The following is a 25,636-nucleotide window of genomic DNA, read 5'->3' as shown; positions in this document are numbered from 1 at the left end:
ATCCGGAAGGAGGGCGAGGGCGTGCCACGGGTGAGCCCGGACCACCTGCAGGCCCGGCGCCGGCAGATCCTGGACGGTGCCCGGGCGGCCTTCGCGCGCCACGGTTACGAGGGCGCCACGGTGCGCCTGTTGGAGGAGGAGATCGGCCTCTCCCGTGGCGCGATCTTCCACCACTTCGCCGACAAGGACGCCCTGTTCCTGGCTCTCGCCGGGCAGGACGCGGCGGAGATGGCCCGCACCGTCGAGCGCGAGGGCCTGGTGCGGGTGATGCGCGAGCTCGTGCACTCCCCCGACACCGGCCGGCTCGGCACCCAGCTCGAGGTGTCCCGGCGGTCGCGGACCGACCCGGTGTTCCGCGAGGCGCTCGCGGCCACCACCGCGCAGCTGCGCGAGGCCACCCGGGACCGACTGCGGCGTCAGCGTGCCGCGGGGGTGCTCCGCGAGGACGTCGACATCGACGTGCTGGCCTCGTATCTGGAGCTGGTGATGGAGGGCCTGGTGGCCCACCTCGGCGAGGGCGGCGACGCCTCCCGGCTCGACGCCGTGCTCGACGTGGTCGAGGGCGCCGTCCGCGACCGCTCCGCCGTCACCCCCTGACCGAACGCCGGCGCGAGGATCTTCTTCGTCGACGCGTAGGAAGTTGTCGCCGTTGGGACTGGTGGGTCGCGTGTCGCCACTTTCGCACGCGCGGTGACGATGCCGGGCCTCGGTCGCGGCGGACCCGAACGCCTCCGGCCGCGCTCGGCGTGCTGCCGTGGAACTGTGACTCGCATGGATCATCTCGGCCAGCAGGGGCGAACTCGTCGACTCCTGCCTCACCGGTCCCATTCCCGCAGAGTTGATCATTGCGAGCCGCACGAAAGGCGGGTGCGCGCCGGCCGGTGACCGGTCAGGATGTGCACATGACCTGCCGCGTCTCGCACCTGACGATCGACAGCCACAACGCCTACGCGCTCTCCGAGTGGTGGAAGGCCCTGCTCGGCTACACGGACGTGCCTGGTGATCCCAACGAACCCGGCGACGAGGAGTGCATGATCGTCGATCCGGTGACCGGGCATCGGATGCTGTTCATCGAGACGCCGGACACCAAGTCCGGCAAGAACCGTCTGCACCTGGACCTCCGACCGATCGACGGCGGGCGCGAGCAGGAAGTGGAGCGTCTCCGGTCCGCGGGCGCCACCGAACTTGCCGACCGTCGGCGACCGGACGGGTCGGGCTGGGTGACCTTCGCCGACCCTGAGGGCAACGAGTTCTGCGTGCTGCGCTCCGATGCCGAGGCGGCCGCCGGCCCGCCGTGAGTCGCAGCGCCGCCAGGTGCCGCGCCGGGCGGTGCTGTCCTCCGACGGTGGCGACTTGCAGGGACGAACTCGGCGACTCCTGCACCACCGGTCACATTTCCGCCCCGGAACGCCCTGCGGGCGGAGTTGATCCATGCGGGCCGGGCGCACAGTCGATCCAAGCCACGCGGACGCGGAGGTCTCCGTAGCGCCGGGCGACAGTCACCCGCCCACGACCCGGGGTGCGCGTAGGAAAGTGGCGACACCTGCACCATCCGTCCCAACGCCGACAACTTCGCACGCGCCTGCGAAGAAGATCCTCGCGCGGTCAGGGGGTGTCGGGGGCGGCCTCGCGGGCGCGCTTGCGGCGCTTGCCCTCGTGCATCGCGACGACCCGGGCGATGGGGATCTGCCGGCCCTGCTCGAGCACGTCGTCCGGGATGCGCTGCGGTTCCGGCATCAGGTCCACCCAGGGATCACCACCCGGACCCGCCGATGACGCCACCGTCGTACAGGTGAAGTCGGAGGGGTGGACGCCGTCCAGCTCGTCCCACGACAGTGGATACGAGACCGGAAGGCCGGGGCGGAGTCTCGGGCTCCACGCCGCCACCACGGTGGCGCCGCCGGCCCGGGTGGCGTCGACGAAGACCTTGCCCTCCCGCTCCTCCAGCAGGTAGGCCGTCGTCGCGATCGACGGATCGAGCGCCGCGGTGCGGGCGGCAAGTGCCCGGGTCGCCGCGGCGGCATCCTCGATCGGTAGCGGCTGCAGCGGGACGAAGATGTGCAGGCCCTTGGCGCCACTGGTCTTCACCGCCCCGTCCAACCCGGCGTCGGCGAGCGCCTGCCGCACCAGCTTCGCCACCGCCACCACGGCGTCGAAGCCGGCGCCCTCCGGCGGGTCCAGGTCGAGCACGAGGTGCGTCTGGTGCTGCTCCCCCACCCGGACCAGCGGGACGTGGAATTCCACCGCCCGCTGGTTGCCCAGCCACAGCAGGGTGCGACGGTCCTCGCAGAGTGCGTACCGGATCTCACGTTTCGACGCCTCGGCCCACACCGTGGTGGAGCGCACCCAGGCCGGCGTGTACGTCGGCAGGTTCTTCTGCATGAACGACGGCTGGCCGGGACGCACCCGGATCACCGACACCGGCCGCTCCGCCAACGCCGGGATCAGCCGGTCGGAGGCCGCATCCAGGTAGTCGACCAGCACCCGCTTCGACGGTCCGCCGCGGTCGGCGAGCGGCTCGTCGAGATTGGTGAGCTCGACGTCGTCCCGGATCTCGACCGACTTCTTCGACGCCATCAGCGCACCTCCCGGGCTGGACAGCACTCAGGCATCGGAGAACCTCGCCACCGTCGCCACCGCGCGGCGCACCGAGGTGTGCTGGTGCCGGGTCAGCTCCTCGTCCAGGAACTCGTAGGAGTGCCCGAGGACGGCGGCCGCCCGCGACCCCTGGGCAGCCGCGGCGCGGACACCCGAGATCCAGTCGATGATGTCGCCCCAGCCGGGCGCAGCCAGCGATCCGCCGACCTGCTGCACCGACAGCGCCGCGCACAGGTTGGCGAAGGCCATCCGATTGCGCAGCGGCCATTCCCGCAGCGAACCGAGCAGGAAGGCTGCTGCGAAGACGTCGCCGGCACCGGTGGCGTCGACGGCGTTCACCGGCAGCGACGGCACCCACTCCTCCTCGCCGGTGTTCGAGTCGATGCCGATCGCCCCCTGACCACCGCAGGTCACCACCACCACCGGCACCAGATCGGCCAGGTGCAGCAGCGCCGCCCGCGGGTCCTCGGTGCGGCTGTAGGCCATCGCCTCCACGCTGTTGGGCATGAAGGCGTGCAGCGACGTCAACTGGTCGAGCACATCCGTCGACCATTGCTCGCTGGGGTCCCAGCCGACGTCGCCGAACAGCTTGACGCCCTTGCGGTGCGCCTCCCGCACCCATACCTGGTCCATCTCGCCGAGGGTCACCACCCCGGCCGCCGCCTCAGGAGCGCTCGGTACCAGCTCGTCGACCGGGACCGGCGAGGGATGCCCGTGGGTCACCATCGCCCGGTCGCGATGGACCGCCAGCGAGACGGTCACCGGGGAGTGCCAGTCGCTGATCCGGCGGGAGCGACTCAGGTCCACCCCTTCCTCCGCGAGGGTGCCCCAGAGGAAGTCGCCGTAGACGTCGTCGCCGAACGTCGACGCCAGACCGGCCCGCAGGCCGAGCCGGGACGCGGCGACCGCCAGGTTCGCGATGCCGCCCGGGCAGGACCCCATCCCCTCGGCGTGCATCTCGGTGCCCGGCTGCGGCAGGGTCGGCAGGCCGGTGAGCACCATGTCGAAAAACACGGTGCCCTGCATGAACACGTCGAGATCGCTCACCCGTCGGTCGCTCCCATCGCCCCACCCTCTCACCGCCCACCTTCTCATCGCTCACCTTCTCATCGCTCACCGACGCCCGGCCAGCCGCCGAGCCCGGCCAGCTGACCCGGCCGGCGACGGGCGGACCGACCGGTGCCGAGCTGATCGGGCGCCGAGCGGATCGGGCACCAAGGAAATGACCTACCGTGAAGCCATGCGGTTGGTGATCCTCGGCGGCGGCGGGTTCCGGGTCCCGCTGGTGCACCGGGCTCTGGCCGGCCGGATCCGCAGCGGCGCACTGGATGTCGACGAACTGGTGCTGTACGACATCGACAGCGAACGACTCGGCGTGATCGGGTCGGTGCTGCCGGAGACGCCCGGCCTGCGGGTCCGCACCACCACCGACCTGCCCGACGCGATGACCGGGGCCGACGTCGTCTTCTCCGCGATCCGGGTCGGCGGAGCCGCGGGTCGGGTGCGCGACGAACGGCGGGCACTCGATCTCGGTCTGCTCGGTCAGGAGACGGTCGGCGCCGGCGGCCTGTCCTACGCGCTGCGCACACTGCCGGTGGTGCTGGACGCGGCGCGGCTGCAGGCCCGGATCGCCCCGGACGCCTGGCTGATCAACTTCACCAACCCGGCCGGGCTGATCACCGAGGCGCTCACCGGTGTGCTCGGCCGGCGGGTGATCGGCATCTGCGACTCCCCGATCGGGCTGATCCGCCGGTCGGTGCGGGCACTCGGCCTGGATCCGGCGCTCATCGACGCCGACTACGTCGGGATCAACCACCTGGGATGGCTGCGCGCGTTGCATCACGACGGCCGGGACCTGCTGCCCGACCTGCTGGCCGACCGGGCCGCGGTCGAAGGGTTCGAGGAGGGCGCACTGTTCGGGGCGCCGGTGCTGCAGGCCCTGGGCGCGATCCCGAACGAGTACCTGTACTTCTTCGCCGAGTCCCGCGCGCTGGCGGCACAACTCGCCGGGACCGACACCCGCGGCGAGGTGCTCGCCGCGCAGCAGCAACGGTTCTACGCCGACGCCGTGGGCGCTCCCGACCGGGCGGCGCAGCTCTGGGAGGCGGCCCGGCGCAGCCGCGAGGAGACGTACCTGGCAGAGGCCCGGCAGGAGGAGCGGGCCGAGGAGGACCTGGAGGGCGGCGGGTACGAGCACGTCGCCCTGGACCTGATGGCGGCGCTCACCGGCGGTCCTGCCGTGGAGATGATCGTGAACGCCCCCAACGGGCGCGCCGCCGGAGTCACCGGGGCGGCGTGCGCCCAGAACCGCCATGGAGGCCGCGCCTTCGAGCAGGCCGATTCCCAGAACACCGTGAGCGTTGCCACCGCCATCTCCGCCGCCGGCGCCCACAGCCGCATCGGTGACAGAGCGATCGCCGAGCTGCCCGCCGACATGGTGATCGAGACCCGCTGCCGGGTGAACGGTTCCGGCGCATCGCCGCTGCCGGTCGCCCCGCTGGAGCTGTACCAGCTTGGCATGATGACCTCGGTCCGGGCGGCCGAGCGGAAGATCATCGACGCCGTCGTGCACCGCAGCCGGGACGCCGCACTCGCCGGGTTCGCCCTGCACCCGCTGGTCGGGTCCTGGGATCTCGCCGCCCGCTTGGTCGACTCGGTGATCGCCGACGAGCCGACCGTGCGGGAGCTGCTCGCGTAGGGAACTTCGTCGGGCCACCACCCGGGTGACAACCGGCGGCAGGGCAACGAGGGCTCGGCCGGACGCCGACGAACCGACGGTGCGGGAGCTGCTCGCGTGGGAAATTCGTCGGCCCGCCACCCAGGCGAAACCGGCGGAAGGGCAACGAGGGCTCGGCCGGACACCGACGACCTTCCCGGGCCGAAGATCGACAGCCCGTGTGGACAGAAGGACCCGGAATGAGCCGGGGCTGTCCATCACCACCGCCGAGCCCGAAAAGCCGTCCACCCGTACCCATCGGCGGCACCTCACCGGACCACCGGACGCCGCCGTCGACCATCGCCACCCGACACGCAGGCAACGGAGCGCCGAGACAGACGGTGCGGACGACACCGGGCGATCAGGCCGGTATCAGCCGTGCAACGCCCGCGGTACCGGACCGGTCCACCGCCGCCACACCGCGAGCAGCCGCACCCCGGTGATGAAGGCGGCGGCGGGCAGCGTGGCGGCCAGCAGGTGCACATCGAGGGCCAGCAGCGTCACGGTGATGGTGCAGCCGAGGATGGCCGGGATCGCGTAGAGCTGGCTGTCGCGACGCAGCACCGCCGGGGTCTCGCCGCCGAGCACGTCCCGCAGGATGCCGCCGCCGATCCCGGTGACCACCCCGAGCATCACCGCGGCCAGCGGCGACAGCCCCCACTGCATGGCCTTGGCCGACCCGTTCACCGCGAACACCCCTAGGCCGATGGCGTCGAAGACCACCACCGCCCGGCGCAGCCGGGTGATCTGCGGGTGGAAGAAGAAGGCAACGGCGGTGGCGGCCAACGGCACCACCAGCCACCAGACGTTGCGCAGCGCCTCCGGCGGGGTGTCGCCGATCAGCACGTCGCGGATGACCCCGCCGCCGAAAGTGGTGATGGTGGCGAGCACCGCCATGCCGATCACGTCGAACTGGCGGCGCACCGCCATCAGCGCCCCGGACAGTGCGAACGCCGCGAGGCCGACGAAGTTCACCACGTCGAGCAACACCGTGGACACCATGGCTGGAGATCCTGCCCGACACCGCGACCCAGCAGGTGTCCGGGAGGTCAGCAGTCCGAGGCTGTGCCCGGGCTACCGATGCCGATCTGCTCCGTGAAGACATCTAGCGTCTCATCCATCGGATGACCAGCCGGATCAGCAAGAACGATCCCCATGAGTGGCAATGACGTGTCCTGCCAGGCAACCATGTTGTAAGTAGCGTCCTCGGCCAGCCCTCCGCTGGGGCCGGCTGCGTATTCACCCTGTCCGAGATCGATCGTGTAGTCACCGCAAGACACCGGCTCGGTGATCGTCGTTTTGAATGTGCTGTAGAGCTGCGTTCGCGTCGCGGTGTTCTTCGTCTGCAGCAGGATCGCCAGCAGGTTCGGATCGCCGTTCAGGAAGCACACTGCATAGCGCTCCGCGCCGAGCGAGAACTGCTCGACGGTCGTCTCGTCGCCACCGATCGAGGTCAGGTCGTCGGTGCAGGTGCCGTTCGCCGAGAACCCACCGGCGAACGCCTCGAGGCAGTCGGTCAGCCCCTCGCTGTTCGTCGTCGTCCCGCAGGACGTCGGGATGTCCCGGGTCGTCTCCGTGCTGGTCTCGGTCGTCGGCGTCGTCTCTGTGGTCTCGGTGGTCTCGGTCGTGTCGGTGGTCTCAGTGGTCTCGGAAGTCGGAGTCGTCTCCGTGGTGTCCGTCGTGGAGCCGCCCGTGGAACTGCTCGGCCGCGGGGTCGAGTTGGTCGTCGAGACCGGCGTCGAGGTCGTCGGCGTCGCCGAGTTGCCGCTGGTCAGCACCAGCGTGGTGGTGACGCCGGCGATGATCACCACGGCCACCGCGGCGGCGATGGCGATCATCCGGTTGCGCTTGCGGCGGGCCGGGTCACCACCCGGCCCGGCTCCACCGGACATCGGTCCGCCAGGACCCATCGGCGGACCACCGGGACCGCCGGGGCCGGCAGGTCCGCCGGGGCCCTGGTACCCGCCCTGCCCGACCATGCCCGGCACGGCGTAGCCGCCGGTCTGCTGCGGGGCCTGGCCCTGCGGACCGACGCCGTTCTGCGGTCCGAGCGGGCCTTGCTGCCCGACCAGGCCCGGCTGACCGGGACCCACCGGCGGCTGGCCACCGGTCCCGTGACCACCCTGTCCCTGACCACCCGGTCCCTGACCACCGCCACCGGATCCACCGGCCATCCCCGCGATCGCCCCACCGGCTGCGGCCCCGGCGGCGAACCCACCGGCCGTACCGAAACCGCCCTCGGGCAGCACCGCCTCGGTCGCTCCGCCGACCACCGCGTCGACCGGCGCCTTCACCGAGCCGATGGCGACCGCGGTCTCCGGCTGCTCCAGGGTCACCGCGACCACGCCGAGCCGTTCGGTGATCATCGAGGCGATCAGCGGGATCCGGCTGGACCCACCGACCAGGAAGATGCCGGCCAGCCGCTCCGGGCTGGACCCGGCCTTGCGGATCGTCTCCTCGAGCACGTCGATGGTGCGGGCGACGACGGGGCGGATCAGGCCCTCGAACTCGCGCCGGGTGAGCAGCGTGTCGTCGAACGGCTCCGGCAGCGGGAGGTCGGTCTGCGCGTACCGGGACAGGATCTCCTTGGCGGCGCGGACGTCCTCGCGGAGCGTGCGGGCGGCCCGGCGGTCGGCCGCGTTGCGCGGCCGGAAGATCGACTGCCACTTGGCCGGGTCTGCCGGGGCCACCGCGCGGCCGAGATGATCGACGATCGCCTGGTCGAAGTCGACACCGCCGACATCGGCCAGTCCCTCGTTGGCCAGCACCAGGTAGCCCTGCGCGCCACGGCCGACGACGGCCGAGTCGAAAGTGCCGCCGCCGAGGTCGTAGACCGCCAGGGCGGACCCGGCGGCGAGCGTGTGCGAGGGCAGCGAGGCGAAGTGGGCGGCGGCGGCCACCGGCTCCGGCACCAGCGTGATCTGCTGACCCAGGCCGGCCGACCGGCCGGCGGCCAGCAACGTGTTCTGCCGACGGCGTCCCCACTCGGCGGGATGCGTCAGCCGGACCTCGTCCGGCGAGCGGCCGTTGAGCTGCCGGCGGGCCTCCTCGGCGATCCGCCGCAGCACCGCGGCGAACGCCTCGACCACCGGCACCACCCGCACGCCGAGCAGCAGCTCACCCTCGTCGATGCGCCGCTTGGGGTTCGCCTCGTACCGCTCGGGGGCGGTGCGCGCGGACCGGTCGGCGTCGCGGCCGACCAGGATCCGGCCGTCCTCCTCCACGAAGATCGAGGAGGGCATCCAGGCGGCGCCATCGATGGACAGGATGCGCGGTTCGCGCCCGGGCGCCGAGAGCACGGCCACCGTGTTGGACGTGCCGAGGTCGATCCCGAGCACGGTGCCGGTGTTCATTCGCCTCCCACGCAGTTCCTGTCAGTGCGGTGACAGTCTGTCATGGCACCTCGGGGGCCACGGGCAGTTCGGTGAACCCGACGGCGCGCCGTCCGCCCGCCGGGTGACCGAGGTCGCCGCTGCGCACGGAATCGGGCAGGCCACCGACCTGTTGCGCAGAGGTATGACCGCCGAGGGCACCAGCACCGACGTCCTGGTGATCGGCGCGGGCCAGGCCGGACTGTCGTCGGCGTACCACCTCTCCCGCAGCCCGCTGAGGCATCTGGTCCTGGATGCCGAACCCGCACCGGGCGGGGCGTGGCAGCACCGCTGGCCCTCGCTCGTGATGGGCACGGTCAACGGGATCCGCGAGCTGCCGGGCACCACACCCCCGCATGCGGACCCGGCCGAGCAGGCCCGGATCGCCGTGCCCCGCTGGTTCGCCGACTACGAGCGGCAGTTCGATCTGCGGGTGGAGCGGCCGGTCCGGGTGCTCCGGGTGGAGCACGACGGCGACGGCCTGGCCGCCACCACCGACGGCGGGACGGTGCGGGCCCGGGCGTTGATCAACGCCACCGGCACCTGGACCCGCCCGTATGTCCCGTTCGTGCCGGGCGCCGCGGAGTTCGCCGGCAGGCAGCTGCACACCCACGACTACCGCGGCCCCGGGGAGTTCGTCGGCAAGCGGGTGGTGGTGATCGGCGGCGGCATCTCCGCGGTCCAGCTGCTGCTGGAGATCGCTCCGGTCGCGGCGGCGCACACCTGGGTCACCCGGCGGCCACCGGAGTGGCGGGAGGGACCGTTCGACGAGGCGGCCGGACGCGCCGCCGTCGCGATGGTCGAGGAGCGGGTGCGGCTGGGACTGCCGCCGCGGTCGGTGGTCTCGGTCACCGGGCTGCCGGTCACCGACATCACCCGGGCCGGCATCGACGCCGGGATCCTGGTGGCCCGGCCGATGTTCACCAGGATCGTGCCGGACGGCGTGATGCTGCCGGACGGTTCGTTCGTCGCAGCCGACATCCTGTTGTGGTGCACCGGTTTCCGGCCCGCACTCGATCACCTGGCACCGCTGCGGCTGCGCGGGCCCGGCGGCGGGATCGTGATGGACGGCACCGCCGTCGCCGCGGACCCGCGCATCCACCTGGTCGGCTACGGGCCGTCCGCGTCCACCATCGGCGCGAACCGGGCCGGCCGGGCCGCGGTCCGCGACCTCACCCGGTGGCTGGCCCACCCGGAGGACCGGGCGGCGAATCACCAGCAGGTCCGCCCGGAGGACCGGAGATCCCGCCCCGCAACAGATCTCGCAGTCGGCTGAGCTGTGCGACGCGCTCCGCCCGGAGCTGCTGCTCCACTGTCGCCGACCCGGCCCCGGCCACCAGCGACGAGATCGACCGCAGGGCCTCCGGCGGAGCCGCCAGGAACCCGGCGACCAGCTGATCGGTCGCGTCCCCGAGATCGTCGGCCGGGACGGACCGGACCGCCAGCCCCCAGGACAGCGCCTCGGCCGCGGTGACCTCCCGGCCGGTGCCGCACACCTCGAGCGCCCGGGCGGCACCGATCCTGCGGACCAGCTGGTGGGTGCCGCCCAGGTCCGGGACCAGGCCGTACCGCACCTCCGCCATCCGGAACCGGGCGTCGTCGGCGATGAGCATCAGGTCACAGGCCAGCGCCAGCTGGAACCCGGCGCCCACGGCATGCCCGCGGACGGCCGCGATCGAGACGAACCGGGGGTCCGCCTGCCAGGTGAAGCCCCGCTGGTAGCCGGCGATCAGCGCGTCGCCGACAGCTCCGGGGGCGGTGGCCACCTGACCGAGCAGCCCGTCGCCGGAGAACGCCGACCGGTCCAGCCCGGCCGAGAACGAGGGTCCGTCGCCGGAGATCACCACCACGCGCACGGAGTCCGGCACGGCATCGCCGATCCGGGCCAGCGCCTCCCAGGTGGCGGGGAGCTGCGCGTTGCGGATGTCGGGGCGGCACAGGGAGACGGTGAGCACGGAACCCGGGTGGTCCGGTGGGCCACCCAGGGCGCACCGCACCCGGCCCTGCTCCAGCAGGTCCGGGTCGATGCGGAGGACCGGGTCCGGTGCCGGCGATCCTGCGCCGGACCCGCCCGTCACTTCTTCTTGGTGCGGGTCGCGCCGCCGCGACCGCGCAGCGGCACCTCGGCGTCGACCAGCAACCGGTGCACGAACCCGTACGAGCGGCCCATGCCCTCGGCGAGAGCGCGGATGGACTGGCCCTTCTCGTACTTCTTCCGGAGATCCGCGGTGAGCTTGTCCCGCGCCGGACCGGTGATCCGGGCACCCTTCCGGATCACAGCGGCCTTGTCTGCAGGCACGTCGCACCTTCCTCCCACGATCGGGGGGCACCGGCGCGCGAGCGCACCGGTGCGATCACCGGTCCATGATCGGGCACACCGGACGGACCCGCCACACAGAACAGCAGAGGTGGAGCCGATCGGATCGGACGGGTGCGGCTCAGGCCAGCTCGACGAGCTCCAGGTAGTCGGCCGACCAGTGGTCCTCGGTGCCGTCGGGCAGCAGGATCACCCGGTCCGGGTTGAGCGCGGCCACCGCCCCCGGGTCGTGGGTGACCAGCACGACGGCACCGGTGTACCGACGGAGCGCGTCCAGCACCTGCTCGCGGCTGGCCGGATCCAGGTTGTTGGTCGGCTCGTCGAGCAGCAGCACGTTCGCCGCCGAGCTGACCAGGCCGGCCAGCGCCAGCCGGGTCTTCTCGCCGCCGGACAGCGTGCCGGCCTTCTGGTCCAGCTGCTCACCGGTGAACATGAAGGTGCCCAACAGGTTCCGCAGTTCCTGCGCACCGGTGTCCGGGGCGGCACTGCGGGTGTTCTCCCAGACGGTGCGGTCCGGGTCGATGGTGTCGTGCTCCTGGGCGAAGTAGCCCATCTTCAGGCCGTGCCCGGGCTCGACGGCACCGGTGTCCGCCGTCTCGATGCCGGCCAGCAGCTTGAGCAGGGTCGTCTTGCCGGCGCCGTTGAAGCCGAGCACCACCACCCGGGTGCCCCGGTCGATCGCCAGGTCCACCCCGGAGAAGATCTCCAGCGAGCCGTAGTGCTTCGACAGGTTCGACGCGGTGAGCGGGGTCCGGCCGCAGGCGGCCGGCTGCGGGAAGCGGATCTTCGCGACCTTGTCGGCGACGCGGACCTCGTCCAGGTTCGACAGCAGGGTCTCCGCCCGTCGCACCATCTGGTGCGCGGCCGCGGCCTTCGTCGCCTTGGCGCCGAGCTTGGCGGCCTGGGCCATCAGCGCGGAGGCCTTCTTCTCGGCATTGGCCCGCTCGCGGCGGCGGCGCTGCTCGTCGGTCGCCCGGGCGTCGAGGTAGCGCTGCCACCCCATGTTGTAGGCGTCGAGCTCGCCGCGGACCGCATCCAGGAACCAGACCTTGTTCACCACGGCGGCCAGCAGGTCGACGTCGTGGCTGATGATGATCAGCCCGCCGGCGAAGTTCTTCAGGAAGTCGCGCAGCCAGGTGATCGAGTCGGCGTCGAGGTGGTTGGTCGGCTCGTCCAGCAGCAGCATGGTGCCGCTGTCCGCGCCGTCCTGCTGGGCGGCGAACAGGATGCGGGCCAGCTCCACCCGGCGGCGCTGACCGCCGGACAGCGTCTTCATCTGCTGCGCCAGGATGCGGTCCGGCAGACCGAGGTTGGAGCAGATCCGGGCGGCCTCGGACTCCGCGGCGTACCCACCGAGCGAGGCGAACCGCTCCTCGATCCGGCCGTACTTCTCGACCGCCTTCTCCGCCGCCGGCCCGGTCAGCTCGGCCATCTGGATCTGGACCTTCTCCATCTCCGCGACCATCACGTCCAGGCCCCGGGCGGACAGCACCCGGTCCTTGGCGGTGATCTCCAGATCACCTTCGCGCGGATCCTGCGGCAGGTAGCCGACCGGACCGGACTGGACGATCTCGCCCGCGTACGGCAGGCCCTCCTTGGCCAGCACCCGCATGGTGGTGGTCTTGCCGGCGCCGTTACGGCCGACCAGGCCGATGCGGTCGCCGTGCTGGAGGCGGAGGGAGAGGTCGGCGAGCAGGATGCGCGTTCCGGCCCGCAGCTCGAGGCCGGTTGCGGTGATCACGTGCATCGATGTTACCGGCGCGCGCAGCCGGTTTCCGCGCATCCGGGTGAGACCTCGGGCGCTTGGCGCCGACTTCACCGGGAGCGTGTCAGGCGTCACATACCCTGGGGTCCCGCGGCCACAGGGGACGGGCCGCACGACGAGGGGACCGGATGACCGCCGACCAGCACGACCGCCCCATCGGCCGTCGCCGCGCCGTGCAGGGACTGCTGGGCGCCGGGGTACTGCTCGGCACCGGCGCGGGCAGCGCCGCCGCCGCTCCCGCATCGGTGCCCGGTGCGGCGCCCGCTTCCGTGCCCGATGCGGTGGGCGGGTCCGTCCTTGTCCCGGATGTCGCACCGCTGCCGGCCGCGGCCGACGATCCGCCGCGGCCGGTGCCGGATCCGGGTGGCGCCCAGACACCGGCGTCGTGGACGACCGTCGGGCTCCCGGTGCCGTTCGACGCCTGGGTCGGCCGCCGCACCTGCATCGCCCACCGCGGGTCCGGCGACGCGATGCCGGAGAACAGCATCGAGGCCTTCTCCGCAGCGCTGGCCTGGGGTGCCACCTGCATGGAGGTGAGCGTCCGGAGCACCTCGGACGGCCTGCTCGTGGTGCTGCACGACTCCACCCTGGACCGCACCACCACCGGCAGCGGCGCGGTCGCCGGCCGCACCGCCGCCTACGTGGGCGGGCTCGCGTTGAAGGCGCCGCAGCTCGGACCGGGCTGGTCCTCCCCCGCCGTCCGCGTCCCGACGTTCGAGCAGGTGCTGCAGGTGTGCGGCGGGCGGACGGTGCTGGCGGTGGAGGCGAAGGACGACTCCGCCTACGCGGCGATCCTGGCGATGGTCCGCCGGTACGGGCTGGCCGGCTCGGTGATGATCAAGGTGCACCACTCGAACGCGGCCCGGATCAGTGCGGCCCAGCGCGACGGATTCGCGGTCTTCGGCTACTTCGGCACGGCGAGCGAGATCAGCAGCACCACGATCGCCACCCTGGCCGGGCGACTCCGGCACGGCCGGGACTACATGATCCTGTGGGGCTACTCCAGCGACACCGGCCACGGGATGCTGGCCGACTCGCTGGTCACCACCGCCGTCCGCACCGGGCACCAGATCTGGGTCGCACCGGTGCAGCGTCGCCACGAGGCCGACCACTTCCGGGCACTGGGCGTCTCCGGCATCGTCACGTCCAATTTCGGGTACGTGGCCGGCACCCTGGTCCCGGCCACCCGGGACTTCTGGTCGCGCAAGAAACTCAACCCGGGCGAGCTGACCATCGCGCCGGAGAGCAGCACCGCCGGCCCGACCTGGACCGGCCCGGACGAGCTGACCCTCGGCGGCGCCCAGGGCCGGCAGCAGTTCCTGATGCTCGGCAACTGCTCACCCGTGCCGGCCGCGCGCGGTACCTACACCGTGGACATCGACACCCGTTGGACCACACTGCCGTCGGACCGGGCCGGGCACATCGACATCGCCTTCGGCGAGGCCGACGACCGCTACTACGAGCTGCAGAACGGCGAGTCGAACGGCTACCACGCGGTGTTCCGGGCGGATGGCCGGCTGCAGATCTACGCACACCTGGCGGGTCAGACCAACGGCGAGCTGCTGGCCACCGCCACCGGACCGGCACACACCTCCGGCCGGTGGATGCACCTCCGGCTGACCGTCACCCCGACCACCATCACCCTGAGCCGCACCGACACCGGTGTCCCCTCACCCGTCACGGCCCGGGCCACCGACGGCCGGTTCCGCGGTGGCTACCTGCACATCGGCCGGGCCACCGCGACCGGCGTGGTGTCCTTCCGCAAGCTCGCGATCAGCTGACCCGGGTCGGCACATCCGGTCGGCCGACCCCGCCGACCGTCCCGGGTCTGCCGACCCGGGACGGTCGATCCGGACCTGGCCCGGCCGAACCGCCCCGTCAGCGACCGAAACCGGCCCGCCGCAACGCATCCGCCATCGACCCGGCGGCCGGCGCCTCCGGCCGGCCCGACCCGGACCGCGGTGCTCCGGACCCGCCGCGGCTGCCGCCCTGCCGACCATCGCGCTGCTGCCCACCGCGCTGCCGGTCACCGCCCTGACCCGGACCACTCCCTCGACCGGATTGCGGGGCACCTCCGCGGCGCTCGCGGCCGGCTCCCGGCTCGTCGGTCAGCCGGAGCGAGAGCCCGATGCGCTTGCGGTCGGCGTCGACCTCCATCACCTTCACCCGGACGACCTGCCCGGACCGGACGACCTCCCGCGGGTCGGAGACGAACCTGTCGCTCATCGCGGATACGTGCACGAGACCGTCCTGGTGGACGCCGATGTCGACGAACGCACCGAACGCGGCGACGTTGGTGACGACACCCTCGAGCACCATCCCGGGCCGCAGGTCACCGATCTTCTCCACACCGTCGGCGAAGCTGGCGGTGCTGAACTCGGGGCGTGGGTCGCGGCCGGGCTTCTCCAGTTCGGACAGGATGTCCCGGACGGTCAGCTCACCGACAGCACCGTCGGCGAACCGCTCCGGCCGCAGCGCGCGCAGGGTGCCGACATCACCGATCAGGTTCCGGATGTCGCCGCCGGTGACCTCCAGGATGCGGCGCACCACCGGGTAGGACTCGGGGTGCACGCTCGAGGTGTCCAGCGGGTCGCTGCCGCCCCGGATCCGCAGGAACCCGGCGCACTGCTCGTAGGCCTTCGGACCGAGGCGGGGCACCTTGTTCAGCTGGGTGCGAGAGGTGAAGGCGCCGTGCGCATCTCGGTAGGCGACGATGTTCTCCGCAAGTCCGGCGGTGATGCCCGACACCTTCGACAACAGCGGCACACTCGCGGTGTTCGCGTCGACACCGACGGCGTTCACGCAGTCCTCGACCACGTTGTCCAGCGCACGGGAGAGCAGCGCCTCGGCCAGGTCGTGCTGGTACTGCCCGACACCGATCGACTTCGGGTCGATCTTGACCAGCTCGGCGAGCGGGTCCTGCAGCCGGCGGGCGATGGAGACCGCACCGCGGATGGACACGTCCAGGTCCGGGAGCTCGGCGGAGGCGTAGGCCGACGCCGAGTAGACCGACGCCCCGGCCTCGGACACCATCACCTTGGTCAGGCCGGGGACCAGCCGGACCAGGTCGGCGGCCAGCTTGTCGGTCTCCCGTGACGCGGTGCCGTTGCCGATGGCGACCAGCTCCACGGAATGCTTCACCGCTAACTTCTGGAGTGCGGCGAGTGCTGCGTCCCAACGGTTCTGCGGCTGGTGCGGGTAGATCGTGTCGGTGTCGACGACCTTGCCGGTGGCGTCGACGACGGCCACCTTGACCCCGGTCCGAAACCCGGGATCCAGGCCAAGGGTGGCCCGGGTGCCGGCCGGCGCGGCGAGCAGCACGTCCCGCAGGTTGGTCGCGAACACCGCCGCCGCGGCCTCCTCGGCGCCCTGCCGCAACCGCATCCGGACGTCGATGCCGAGGGAGACGGTCAGCTTCGTCCGCCAGGCCCAGCGCACCGTGTCCCGCAGCCAGCGGTCGGCCGGGCGGCCCTGGTCGGCGATGCCGAAACGGCGGGCGATGATGCCCTCCTGGACGGACGGCCCGGTGTCGGACGGGTCGCGGTCCTCGGCGTCCGGATCGACGGTCAGTCCGAGGACGCCGTCCTTCTCGCCGCGGAACATCGCCAGCACCCGGTGCGAGGGCATGGTGGCCAGCGGGTCGGCGACGTCGAACCAGTCCGCGTACTTGGCCGACTCCGGCGCCTTCGGGTCCACGCCGTCGCGGATCCGGGCCACGAGCCGGCCCTGCGACCACATGCGCTCGCGCAGCTCACCGACGAGATCCGGATCCTCGGCGAAGGTCTCGACCAGGATGGCGCGGGCGCCGGTGAGCGCGGCAGCCGTGTCCGCCACCTCCTTCGCCGGGTCGACGAAGGACGCCGCGACGGTCTGCGGGTCCTGCATCGGGTCGGCCAGCAAGGTGTCCGCGAGCGGCTGCAGGCCGGCCTCGCGGGCGATCTGCGCCTTGGTCCGCCGCTTCACCTTGTACGGCAGGTAGATGTCCTCCAGCCGGGCCTTGGTGTCGGCCGCGGCGAGGTCGGCGGCCAGCGCGGCGGTCAGCTTGCCCTGACCGGCGATGGCCTCGGCGATCGCGATCCGGCGCTGGTCCAGCTCGCGCAGGTAGCCCAGCCGCTCCTCCAGGGTCCGCAGCTGCGCGTCGTCCAGCGCACCGGTCACCTCCTTGCGGTACCGGGCGATGAACGGCACCGTCGCGCCGCCGTCCAGCAGCTCGACCGCGGCCAGCACCTGGCGCTCGGTGACCTGCAGCTCCTCGGCGATCCGCCGGCTCACCGGGGCCACCGGCGGCAGCGTCACCGGCCGGGAAGCTCCCCCGTCGTCGGTGGTGGACTGCTGCGCGTTCAACTGCTCGGTACTCAACTTCTCGGTGCTCAACTGCTGCCTCTCGTCGGTGTGCCGGCCCGGACATTCTGCCCCGGCCCACCGACGGTCCAGGCACACGGGCCGCCGGCGCGGCGCGCCGAACAGGGATACTGGAGCGGTGCGACTGTCCCGCGGCTGGTCCGTGTTCCTGATCCTGGCCGGCCTGTTCAACTGGGCGATCTGGCCGCGTTTCGCCGTCGCCATCTGGAACGACGACCGCGCCTGGACCGGTGGCATCGGCTCCGGCCCGACCGGGTTCCTCTGGGTGCACGCGGTGCTGATCGTCGCCGCCATGGCCATCGGCACGGTCATCGCGGTCCTCGGGATCCGCGGCGTGGTCGCCGACACCCGGGAGCGCAGCGCCACGCGTCGCTGAGTGCTCATTCGTCCGGCGGGTGTCGGTGGACGCGGATAGCCTCCGGGCAACAGCCATGGCCCGGCCGGAACTGCTGTTCGATCGGGCCCCTCGATGTGGAGGTGCCGTGCCGTTCGCGCTCGATCCCCAGGTGGCCACCGGTCTGCTCGCACTGCTCGGGGACGGTCCGCCGCCCGTCCCGCCGCCCGCCGGTGACGTGTTCACCCGCCGGCAGAACGCCGCGGTGACCTTCGCCGTCTTCGCCGATCTGCAGCCCGCGCCCTCGGGCGTCGCGGTCACCCACCTGACGGTCACCGCGGACGACGGCGCCCAGCTGGACGCCCGCTGGTACGCGCGGGAAGCGGGCGGCGCCAGCGGGCCGGCGGTGCTCTACCTGCACGGCGGCGGCATGATCGCCGGCGACCTCAAGGGCTACGACCCGATCATCGCGCGGTACGTGGCCGCGTCCGGGGTGCCGATGCTGGCCGTCGAGTACCGGCTGGCGCCCGAGTTCCCCGACCCCGTGCCGGTGCGCGACTGCTTCGCCGCACTGCGACATCTGGCCGAGCACGCCGACGAGCTCGGCGTGGACCGGTCGCGCATCGCGGTGATGGGCGACAGCGCCGGCGGCGGCCTGGCCGCCGGGGTCGCCCTGCTGGCCCGGGACGAGAACGGGCCGGCCCTGTCCCGGCAGATCCTGGTCTACCCGATGCTCGACGACACCAACGTCACCCCGGACCCGCAGTTGGTGCCGTTCCTGACCTGGTCCTACGACGACAACGTCACCGGCTGGGGAGCACTGCTGGGCGAGGCGCCACAGCAGGTCTCGCCGTACGCGGCGCCGACCCGGGCCACCGATCTGACCGGCCTGCCACCTGCCTACCTGGACGTCGGCGAGCTGGACATCTTCCGCGACGAGGACCTCGAGTACGCCCGGCGGCTCACCGATGCGGGAGTGCCCACCGAGTTCCACCTGCACCCCGGCGCACCGCACGGCTTCGAGGCCTTCGCCCCGGGCGCGGATGTCGCACAGCGGGCGATCGCCGACCGGCTCCGGGTGCTGCGGTCGCTGTAGCGCGGTCAAGTCCGTTCGACGACCGCCCGCAGTTGCTCCCGCTTCGGCGGAGCACCGCGGCCGGCTCGTCCGAACAACCGGCGGGACCTGGGACCTGCGGCCCCGGTTCAGGAGTCCGCGGCCGCCGGCCCATCCGGAACAACGGCGGTGAGTTCCCCCAGGAACGCCCGCACGTCGTCGAGCTCGGCCCGGCCGATGCCGTGCAGGATGCCCGGGTAGGTGCGGACCGTCGCGGTCGTATGTCCGGGCAGCCAGGCGGCGGTGCGCTCGATCGCGACCGGCGCGATGATCGGGTCCTGCACGTCCCGGCCCCAGAACACCGGCACCGGCGAGGTTTCCAGCTGCGCATCGCCATCCACGTCGCCCGGGGCGACGAAGCCGGACAGCAGCACCACCCCGCGGTAGCGGTCCGGCCGGTGGCGCACGGTCTGCAACGCTGTGGTCCCACCCTGGGAGAACCCGAGCAGCACGACATCCCGGTCAGCGGCGTGGGTGTCGATCCAGTCCTGGACCCAACCGGCCGCGGTGGTCACGGTGGCCGGGTCCGGGACGCCGGGCTCGGCCAGCGGGAACCAGCAGAAGCCGCTGCCCACCGGCAGCGGTGCGCGCAGCGCGACCAGGTCCACCGCGCCGAGGAACGGCTGCAGCCGGACGAGATCACCCTCCTGGGCGCCGTACCCGTGGATGGCCACGACCAGCGGCCGCGACGGATCCCGGTCGGGTGCCCACTGCGCGACGAGGTCCGATCCCATCCACCGCTCCTTGTGCTCAAGAACTACTAGTTGAGAGTTCAAGTGTTTCTGGCAGCCTACCCGACACCCGGACCGGCTCCCGGGCCGCGCACGGTGATCTCCACATGCAGGCTGCGGGCGGCGATGTCGTCCAGCACCGCCCGGCGCGGCTCCGGGATGTCACCGAAGGTGCGCCGGGGCAGCGGCAGCAGCGGCGCCAGCCGGCGGTCGGCGAGCACGGTGGTGATCGCCCCGGAGTCGCCGGCCACCACCAGCGCATCGATCGGCGGACCGTCCAGCAGGACCCGGGCCGCCAGCGAGGCCGCGTGCTCCAGCGAGAAGGTGAGTTGGTTGCCGCGGCGGCGCGCGTACCGCTGTTGCGACCAGCCGCCGGCGGCCGTCCGCCCCTGCAGGTACTTGCGGTCGGTGGACGAGGCGAGCACCACACCCTCCCGGGCGATGCCGATCGAGTGCGCACCGCCGCGGACCAGGATCAGCCCGACCGTGCCGAGGGAGGCGATGTGGTCCAGCAGCGCCTCGACCGGCTCGCGGTGGCCGAGGGCCATCGGCGGGAACGGCACGGCGATGGATGCGGTCGTCCCGTCCCCGCCGGCCAGCGCGAGAGCGTTGTCGTCCCCGGTGATCTCGTCGATGCCGTCGTTGCGGCCGGCGAACCTGTTGATCCAGCCGACCACCCGTTCCGGCGGGATCTCGACCACGATCCCGCCGCCGGGGGCCGGGCGGGAGCGGGTGCTCACCGTGCTCTCCAGACGGGCGGCAGCGACATCACAGGGCCGACCCGGCGTCCCACAACCGCGCGGAGTGCCCGGCCAGGGTCGTCGCGGACACTGCAGCCCGGTCGTCGGTGAGCGAGGCGACGTAGTCCATGATCCCGCGCCCACGGCCCCAACGGCGCAGGTCGTTCTCCCGCACCGGCTCCTCGGCGTCCGGTGCCAGCAGCAGCTCCGGCTGCTCCCGGGCCAGCCGGCGGTACCCCTGGGTCGCCAGGTCGACCAGGTCGATCAGCCGGCGCGGCGCCCGCCCGGCGTCCCGCGGGTCGCCCAGCCAGGAGTCCAGGTCCGCCACCAGCGCGGTCAGCACCTGCGCCTGACCGCGCTGGAACATCGCCAGGTCCGGCCGGTCCAGCACGAACCGCTGGTGCACGAACTTCAGCGCCGCGACCTCGTGCCAGGCCTGCCGGCCGAGCAGCACGAAACCTGCACGGACCGGCGGGTTCTCGTCGACGGTGACCGACTCCTGCAGATGGGCGATCCAGGTCGAGGTGAAGACCCCGATGGCCCGCTCTGCGGCCAGCGAGGAGTCGAAGGGCACCGCCAGCAGCCCGTCCACCAGATCGGTCGCCACCCGGCCGACGGCCACTGCGAAGGCCTCGTCGTCGAAGATCCAGGCGTCCTTGACGGCCATCCGGCGGCGCAGCAGCTCCAGCGAGTACCCGGGGCTCCGGTCGTCGGCCCGCAGGTCTCGTTCGTCGGTGCGCTCCAGCTCGGCCCGCTGCCGCAGCCAGGTCCGGAACTCCGCGGCCACCGACGCGTGCTGCAGCACGCCGGAGCGGTGGAAGTCGTCGAGATCGTGCAGCGAGTAGGCGATGTCGTCGGCGACGTCCATCACCGAGCACTCGACGGTCTGCCGCATCGGCCCGATCTGCGGGAAACAGGCCAGTACCTCGGTCATCTCGGAGACGTCGAGCTGGTACGCGGAGAACTTCCCGGACCCGTGCCCGTCCAGCCCGGGCCCGCCGCCCTTGGGCGCCTCGGCCATACCGCTCGGGTGCGGGGACGGCACCCCGAACCGGGCCCACGGGTACTTCAGGACGGCGGCCCGCACCGCGGCGGTCAGGTCGAGCCCCTCACCGGAGAGCCCGTGCACGTCCAGCTCGGTGAGGATGCGGAAGGTCTGGGCGTTGCCCTCGAACCCGTCGGCCAGCCCGAACCGGGACCGGGCGAGCCGGTCCAGCACCTGCTCCCCCAGGTGCCCGAACGGCGGGTGACCGAGGTCGTGCGCACTGGCGGCGGCCTGGACGACCACCGGGTCGATGCCGCCGAGCCGGTCCAGTACAGCGCGGTGCGGCCCGTGCGCCAGCGTGGTGGCGATGGCCCGAGCCACCGCCGTGACCTTGATCGTGTGGGTCAGCCGGTTGTGCACCACCTGGCCGGCGGCGCCCTGGGAGATGACCTGGGTGACCGCGGCCAGCCGGGAGAAGTAGGGCGAGAAGCGGATCCGCTCGAGGTCGCTGCGGAACTCCTCCAGCGGATTGCCCGACGCCGGTCCCGTGTCACTCCGTCGGCGCAGCCGGGCATCCATGCCGGACAACGTACCGGGGGCCGTCGGGACCCTCAGGACCGGACCGTCTGGCGTGGGGTGGCAGGTGTGGAGCGACCTGTGCCGAGCCGCAGTCGGCCGGCCCCCCAGACCAGGTACCCGGCCACCAGGAAGGCCAGGAAAAGCATGACCACCCAGGTCAGGAAGTCACCGGCATCGGGATCGAGGAACCGGTACAGCGGCCGCCGCTCGCTGGCGGAGATGTAGAACGGCAGGTAGACCAGCGGGATCACCATCCAGGTGACCGGCACCCAGACCGGCATGCGCCGCGGTCCGGTGCCCAGCAGCAGCCAGTCGGCCAGCGCGGCGAGCGGTACCAGCAGGTGCATCCAGAGGCTGGAGGTGGAGCCGTAGCCTCCGCCGAGCAGGGTCGCGAACAGCACCAGGGTGATGAGTACATAGGTGGTGGCGGCCCCGCGGAGCGCGTCGAGCACACCGGACGGCTCCCGGACGGCGCCGCGCAACCAGAGCGGCGACAGCAGCACCACCGTCGCGACGATCGCGACCGCGAGCACGCTGGTCTGTGACCAGAAGTGCAAGCGGGTCCAGTCCCACGCCTCCCGCCGGTACAGACCGGCGGAGACCCCGCGCCAGGCGACCGCAGCGACCAGCAGCCGCCACAGCGTGACGGCCAGAAGGACCCGCGTGGCCCGGCTCAGATGTTGAACCCGAGCGCGCGCAGCTGCTCACGCCCGTCGTCGGTGATCTTTTCCGGACCCCAGGGCGGCAGCCAGACCCAGTTGATCTTGTAGTCGTTCACCAGCTGTCCGTTGGCACCCATCACCGCGGCACCGACCTGGTCCTCGATCATGTCGGTCAGCGGGCAGGCGGCGCTGGTCAGCGTCATGTCGATGGTGAGCACGCCGCTGTCGTCGACGTTCAGGTCGTAGACCAACCCGAGGTCGACGACGTTGACGCCGAGCTCGGGATCGACCACGTCGCGCAGCGCCTCCTCGATCTCGTCGATGGTCGCGGCGGTCACCTGCGGCGCGGCCGGCGTGGCGGTCGCAGCGGCGTCCAGATCCGCCGCGCTCCGGCCGGTCCGGTCCTGGGCAGCGTGGTCGTGCCCGGCGTGGTCATGGTCGGCATGGTCGTGACCCGCGTGATCGTGACCGGCGTGATCGTGACCGGCATGGTCGTGACCCGCATGGTCGTGACCCGCGTGATCATGCCCCGCATGGTCGTGTGCCGCGTGCGCGGTCTGGTCGAGCTCGGTCATGCCGTCACCTCTCCTGCAGGCGGTGCTGCCTGCTCTGTCTGTGCCCCGCCGGCACCGTCGAGCGCCTGGCTCGCCGCGTCTTTGAACGCCATCCAGCCCAGCAGAGCGCACTTGACCCGCGCCGGGTACTTCGACACCCCGGCGAAGGCGATGCCGTCGCCGAGCACGTCCTCGTCACCCTCCACGGTGCCACGGGAGGTGACCATCCGGTTGAACTCGTCCAGCGTGGCCAGCGCCTCGGGCAGCGACCGGCCGATCGTCAGGTCGGTGAGCACGGAGGTCGACGCCTGCGAGATCGAGCAGCCCAGCGCGTCGTACGAGATGTCCTCGACGACCACCGCCGAGGTGTCGGCGCCCTCGGCCTGCGACAGCTTCACCCGCAGGGTCACCTCGTCACCGCAGGTCGGGTTGACGTGGTGCACCTGGCTGTCGAACTCCTCGCGCAGCCCCGCGTGATGGGGCGCGCGGTAGTGGTCCAGGATGATCTCCTGGTACAGCGCTTCCATCTTCATCGTGGCGACTCCTCTGCCGAACTCATCGCTGCCGAACTCATCGCTGCCGAACCTCCGCACGTCCGTCGGACCCGGCATTGCCACCGGGCGGACCCGGACCTACACCGAGAAGAAACGCTGGGCGTCGCGAACTGCTTCCACCAGCGCCCCGACCTCCTCGGCCGTGTTGTAGAGCGCGAAGGAGGCCCGCACGGTCGCGGCGATCCCGTAGCGGCGGTGCAGCGGCCAGGCACAGTGGTGACCGACCCGCACCGCCACCCCGTTGTCGTCGAGGATCTGGCCGACGTCGTGCGCGTGCACCCCGTCGACCACGAAGGACACCGCACCGCCGCGGTCGACGGTGTCGGACGGTCCGATGATCCGGATGCCGGGCAGCGCGGAGAGCTGCTGCAGCGCCAGCCCGGTCAGCTCCGCCTCGTGCGCGGCGACCTGCTGCATGCCGACGGTCTCCAGGTAGTCCACCGCGGCGCCGAGCCCGACGGCCTGCGAGGTCATCGGGACGCCGGCCTCGAACCGGGCCGGCGGCGCTGCGTAGGTCGAGTGGTCCATGAAGACCTGCTCGATCATCGACCCGCCGGTGAGGAACGGCGGCATGGCGGACAGCAGGTCGTACCGGCCGTACAGCCCACCGACCCCGGACGGGCCGAACATCTTGTGTCCGGAGAACGCCAGGAGGTCGACGCCCAGCTGCTGCACGTCCACCGGGCCGTGCGGCACGGACTGGCAGGCGTCCAGCACGGTCAGCGCGCCGACGCGGTGCGCGGCCTCGACGAGTCGCTGTACCGGGTTGACCGTGCCGAGCACGTTCGACTGGTGGGTGAACGCGACGACCTTGGTCCGCGGGGTGATGATCTCGTCGATCGAGGACAGGTCGAGGCGGAAGTCGTCGGTGAGCCCGAACCACTTCAGCGTCGCCCCGGTCCGCCGGGCCAGTTCCTGCCACGGCACCAGGTTCGCGTGGTGCTCCATCTCGGTGATGACGATCTCGTCGCCCGGCCCGAGCGCGAAACGCGTGGCTGCGCCGGGCACGTCGGGACCGATCGAGGCGTTGCCGAAGGAGTAGGCGATCAGGTTGATCGCCTCGGTGGCGTTCTTGACGAACACCAGCTCCTCCGGGCGCGCGGCACCGACGAAACCGGCGATGCGGGCCCGGGCGCCCTCGTAGGCGTCGGTGGCCTCCTCGGCCAGCTGGTGCGCGCCGCGGTGCACCGCGGCGTGGTGCGTCGTCAGGTACTCCTGCTCGGCGTCGATCACCGGCACCGGCCGCTGCGAGGTGGCACCGGAGTCCAGGTACACCAACGGCTTCCCGTCCCGGACGGTGCGCTCCAGGATCGGGAAGTCCGCCCGGATCGCCGAGATGTCCAGCGGGATCACACCGGAGGCGTCACCGGGCACCGGGACGACATCCGTGGCATGGAAGCCGATGTCGTCCCCGCGGGCGAGGTCGGCGCCCGTCACGCCGGGCGCAGCGGCACCCGCGGTCATGACGCGCCGCCCACCGCCGCACCGGTGAAGCGGACGTAGCCGTTGGTCTCCAGCTCCTCGGCGAGGTCCGGGCCACCGGACTCGACGATGCGGCCACCGGCGAAGACGTGCACGTGGTCCGGCTGGATGTAGCGCAGGATCCGCGTGTAGTGGGTGATCAGCAGGACGCCGACACCCTCGCCGGAGGCGGCGGACTCGGCCTTGTAACGGTTGACACCCTCGGACACGATGCGCAGCGCGTCGACGTCCAGACCGGAGTCGGTCTCGTCCAGCACGGCGATCTTGGGCTTGAGCAGGGCCAGCTGCAGGATCTCGTGGCGCTTCTTCTCGCCGCCGGAGAAGCCTTCGTTGACGCTGCGCTCGGCGAACGCCGGGTCGATCTCCAGGTCGGCCATCGCGGACTTGACCTCCTTGACCCAGGTCCGCACCGCGGGTGCCTGGCCGCGCACGGCGGTGGCCGCGGTGCGCAGGAAGTTGGAGGTGGACACGCCGGGCACCTCTACCGGGTACTGCATGGCCAGGAAGAGGCCGGCCCGGGCCCGCTCGTCGACGGTCATCGCCAGCACGTCGGCGCCGTCCAGGGTGACGCTGCCGGAGGTGACCTGGTACTTCGGGTGCCCGGCCAGCGAGTAGGCCAGGGTCGACTTGCCGGAACCGTTGGGGCCCATGATCGCGTGCGTCTGGCCGCTGTCCACGGTCAGGTCGACGCCGCGCAGGATCTCCTTGGGCTCGTCGTCGGTGACCACCGAGACGTGCAGGTCCTTGATCTCGAGAGTTGCCACTGTGGTGT

The 25,636-nt window shown here is 72.1% G+C and carries 23 protein-coding genes; 7 read left to right on the top strand and 16 right to left on the bottom strand.

Annotated elements, in window-relative coordinates:
* The first annotated feature begins 21 nt into the window (after positions 1-21).
* Positions 22-597, top strand: coding sequence for a TetR/AcrR family transcriptional regulator (locus GIS00_RS07530; RefSeq protein WP_322097659.1), 576 nt, complete (start codon positions 22-24; stop codon positions 595-597).
* A gap of 305 nt (positions 598-902) precedes the next feature.
* Positions 903-1,298, top strand: coding sequence for a VOC family protein (locus tag GIS00_RS07525; RefSeq protein WP_154767565.1), 396 nt, complete (start codon positions 903-905; stop codon positions 1,296-1,298).
* A 307-nt stretch (positions 1,299-1,605) separates the two neighbouring features.
* Here the strand turns inward: GIS00_RS07525 and GIS00_RS07520 are convergent, their stop codons facing one another.
* Together GIS00_RS07520 and GIS00_RS07515 are read right to left on the bottom strand one after the other, a co-directional pair.
* Complete coding sequence (locus GIS00_RS07520; RefSeq protein ID WP_154767564.1) at positions 1,606-2,577, bottom strand: DNA polymerase domain-containing protein; 972 nt, start codon at positions 2,575-2,577, stop codon at positions 1,606-1,608.
* Between the two features lie 27 nt (positions 2,578-2,604).
* The gene (locus GIS00_RS07515) at positions 2,605-3,645 is read right to left on the bottom strand and encodes a carbohydrate kinase family protein (RefSeq protein ID WP_322097658.1); all 1,041 of its coding nucleotides are present in this window, start codon (positions 3,643-3,645) and stop codon (positions 2,605-2,607) included.
* 193 nt (positions 3,646-3,838) lie between these two features.
* Here GIS00_RS07515 and GIS00_RS07510 point away from each other — a divergent pair, with 193 nt between their 5' ends.
* Entirely contained in the window at positions 3,839-5,296 is a 1,458-nt protein-coding gene (locus GIS00_RS07510; protein WP_154767562.1) for a family 4 glycosyl hydrolase, read from the top strand.
* A 390-nt stretch (positions 5,297-5,686) separates the two neighbouring features.
* Here the strand turns inward: GIS00_RS07510 and GIS00_RS07505 are convergent, their stop codons facing one another.
* Positions 5,687-6,316, bottom strand: coding sequence for a trimeric intracellular cation channel family protein (locus GIS00_RS07505; protein ID WP_154767561.1), 630 nt, complete (start codon positions 6,314-6,316; stop codon positions 5,687-5,689).
* Between the two features lie 47 nt (positions 6,317-6,363).
* Positions 6,364-8,667, bottom strand: coding sequence for an Hsp70 family protein (locus tag GIS00_RS27380; RefSeq protein WP_230312919.1), 2,304 nt, complete (start codon positions 8,665-8,667; stop codon positions 6,364-6,366).
* Positions 8,668-8,830: 163 nt separating this feature from the next.
* Here GIS00_RS27380 and GIS00_RS07495 point away from each other — a divergent pair, with 163 nt between their 5' ends.
* Positions 8,831-9,961 (top strand): FAD-dependent oxidoreductase, encoded by a 1,131-nt coding sequence (locus tag GIS00_RS07495; RefSeq protein WP_154768015.1) that lies wholly within the window; start codon positions 8,831-8,833, stop codon positions 9,959-9,961.
* On the opposite strand, the gene GIS00_RS07490 is transcribed toward GIS00_RS07495, so the two are convergent.
* From GIS00_RS07490 to GIS00_RS07480, 3 genes are all read right to left on the bottom strand, one after another.
* The gene (locus GIS00_RS07490; RefSeq protein ID WP_322097656.1) at positions 9,858-10,763 is read right to left on the bottom strand and encodes an enoyl-CoA hydratase/isomerase family protein; all 906 of its coding nucleotides are present in this window, start codon (positions 10,761-10,763) and stop codon (positions 9,858-9,860) included. The two genes, GIS00_RS07495 and GIS00_RS07490, sit on opposite strands and share 104 nt — an antisense overlap.
* The gene (locus GIS00_RS27375; RefSeq protein WP_322097655.1) at positions 10,760-10,984 is read right to left on the bottom strand and encodes a helix-turn-helix domain-containing protein; all 225 of its coding nucleotides are present in this window, start codon (positions 10,982-10,984) and stop codon (positions 10,760-10,762) included. Before GIS00_RS27375 ends, GIS00_RS07490 begins: the two co-directional genes overlap by 4 nt.
* A gap of 139 nt (positions 10,985-11,123) precedes the next feature.
* On the bottom strand, positions 11,124-12,743 hold the full coding sequence (locus tag GIS00_RS07480) for an ABC-F family ATP-binding cassette domain-containing protein (RefSeq protein ID WP_407666764.1): 1,620 nt from the start codon (positions 12,741-12,743) through the stop codon (positions 11,124-11,126).
* A gap of 152 nt (positions 12,744-12,895) precedes the next feature.
* Between GIS00_RS07480 and GIS00_RS07475 the strand changes: the two genes are divergently transcribed.
* Entirely contained in the window at positions 12,896-14,548 is a 1,653-nt protein-coding gene (locus GIS00_RS07475; protein WP_154767560.1) for a glycerophosphodiester phosphodiesterase, read from the top strand.
* A gap of 97 nt (positions 14,549-14,645) precedes the next feature.
* Here the strand turns inward: GIS00_RS07475 and GIS00_RS07470 are convergent, their stop codons facing one another.
* Positions 14,646-17,063, bottom strand: coding sequence for a Tex family protein (locus GIS00_RS07470; protein ID WP_407666801.1), 2,418 nt, complete (start codon positions 17,061-17,063; stop codon positions 14,646-14,648).
* Between the two features lie 184 nt (positions 17,064-17,247).
* Between GIS00_RS07470 and GIS00_RS07465 the strand changes: the two genes are divergently transcribed.
* Together GIS00_RS07465 and GIS00_RS07460 are read left to right on the top strand one after the other, a co-directional pair.
* Positions 17,248-17,505, top strand: coding sequence for an SCO4848 family membrane protein (locus GIS00_RS07465; protein ID WP_230312908.1), 258 nt, complete (start codon positions 17,248-17,250; stop codon positions 17,503-17,505).
* A gap of 106 nt (positions 17,506-17,611) precedes the next feature.
* Positions 17,612-18,559, top strand: coding sequence for an alpha/beta hydrolase (locus GIS00_RS07460; protein WP_322097653.1), 948 nt, complete (start codon positions 17,612-17,614; stop codon positions 18,557-18,559).
* Positions 18,560-18,666: 107 nt separating this feature from the next.
* On the opposite strand, the gene GIS00_RS07455 is transcribed toward GIS00_RS07460, so the two are convergent.
* From GIS00_RS07455 to sufC, 8 genes are all read right to left on the bottom strand, one after another.
* On the bottom strand, positions 18,667-19,311 hold the full coding sequence (locus GIS00_RS07455) for an alpha/beta hydrolase (RefSeq protein ID WP_154767557.1): 645 nt from the start codon (positions 19,309-19,311) through the stop codon (positions 18,667-18,669).
* A 56-nt stretch (positions 19,312-19,367) separates the two neighbouring features.
* Entirely contained in the window at positions 19,368-20,048 is a 681-nt protein-coding gene (locus GIS00_RS07450; protein ID WP_322097652.1) for an acVLRF1 family peptidyl-tRNA hydrolase, read from the bottom strand.
* 28 nt (positions 20,049-20,076) lie between these two features.
* On the bottom strand, positions 20,077-21,612 hold the full coding sequence (locus tag GIS00_RS07445; RefSeq protein ID WP_154767556.1) for a deoxyguanosinetriphosphate triphosphohydrolase family protein: 1,536 nt from the start codon (positions 21,610-21,612) through the stop codon (positions 20,077-20,079).
* A gap of 32 nt (positions 21,613-21,644) precedes the next feature.
* Entirely contained in the window at positions 21,645-22,169 is a 525-nt protein-coding gene (locus tag GIS00_RS07440; protein ID WP_154767555.1) for a hypothetical protein, read from the bottom strand.
* 116 nt (positions 22,170-22,285) lie between these two features.
* Positions 22,286-22,651 carry a metal-sulfur cluster assembly factor gene (locus GIS00_RS29260; RefSeq protein WP_230313301.1) on the bottom strand — a complete coding sequence of 122 codons (366 nt, stop codon included), beginning with the start codon at positions 22,649-22,651 and terminating at the stop codon, positions 22,286-22,288.
* Positions 22,652-22,845: 194 nt separating this feature from the next.
* The gene (gene sufU, locus GIS00_RS07430; RefSeq protein WP_154767553.1) at positions 22,846-23,361 is read right to left on the bottom strand and encodes a Fe-S cluster assembly sulfur transfer protein SufU; all 516 of its coding nucleotides are present in this window, start codon (positions 23,359-23,361) and stop codon (positions 22,846-22,848) included.
* 99 nt (positions 23,362-23,460) lie between these two features.
* Positions 23,461-24,756 (bottom strand): cysteine desulfurase, encoded by a 1,296-nt coding sequence (locus GIS00_RS07425; RefSeq protein ID WP_407666800.1) that lies wholly within the window; start codon positions 24,754-24,756, stop codon positions 23,461-23,463.
* An 86-nt stretch (positions 24,757-24,842) separates the two neighbouring features.
* On the bottom strand, positions 24,843-25,628 hold the full coding sequence (gene sufC / locus GIS00_RS07420; protein WP_322097651.1) for a Fe-S cluster assembly ATPase SufC: 786 nt from the start codon (positions 25,626-25,628) through the stop codon (positions 24,843-24,845).
* Between the last annotated feature and the right edge of the window lie 8 nt (positions 25,629-25,636).

The organism is Nakamurella alba (assembly GCF_009707545.1).
Lineage (GTDB): Bacteria > Actinomycetota > Actinomycetes > Mycobacteriales > Nakamurellaceae > Nakamurella > Nakamurella alba.
The sequence above is the reverse complement of the archived record's forward strand: the minus strand, read 5'-3'. Positions and strand labels throughout refer to the sequence as shown.

Bases quoted from the DNA above. Each gene is read 5' to 3' on its own strand.
- GIS00_RS07455 (WP_154767557.1), bottom strand. From the start codon at position 19,311: ATGGGATCGGACCTCGTCGCGCAGTGGGCACCCGACCGGGATCCGTCG.
- GIS00_RS07475 (WP_154767560.1), top strand. From the start codon at position 12,896: ATGACCGCCGACCAGCACGACCGCCCCATCGGCCGTCGCCGCGCCGTG.
- GIS00_RS07520 (WP_154767564.1), bottom strand. From the start codon at position 2,577: ATGGCGTCGAAGAAGTCGGTCGAGATCCGGGACGACGTCGAGCTCACC.
- GIS00_RS07525 (WP_154767565.1), top strand. From the start codon at position 903: ATGACCTGCCGCGTCTCGCACCTGACGATCGACAGCCACAACGCCTAC.
- GIS00_RS07510 (WP_154767562.1), top strand. From the start codon at position 3,839: ATGCGGTTGGTGATCCTCGGCGGCGGCGGGTTCCGGGTCCCGCTGGTG.
- GIS00_RS07495 (WP_154768015.1), top strand. From the start codon at position 8,831: ATGACCGCCGAGGGCACCAGCACCGACGTCCTGGTGATCGGCGCGGGC.
- GIS00_RS07505 (WP_154767561.1), bottom strand. From the start codon at position 6,316: ATGGTGTCCACGGTGTTGCTCGACGTGGTGAACTTCGTCGGCCTCGCG.
- sufU (WP_154767553.1), bottom strand. From the start codon at position 23,361: ATGAAGATGGAAGCGCTGTACCAGGAGATCATCCTGGACCACTACCGC.
- GIS00_RS07445 (WP_154767556.1), bottom strand. From the start codon at position 21,612: ATGGATGCCCGGCTGCGCCGACGGAGTGACACGGGACCGGCGTCGGGC.
- GIS00_RS27380 (WP_230312919.1), bottom strand. From the start codon at position 8,667: ATGAACACCGGCACCGTGCTCGGGATCGACCTCGGCACGTCCAACACG.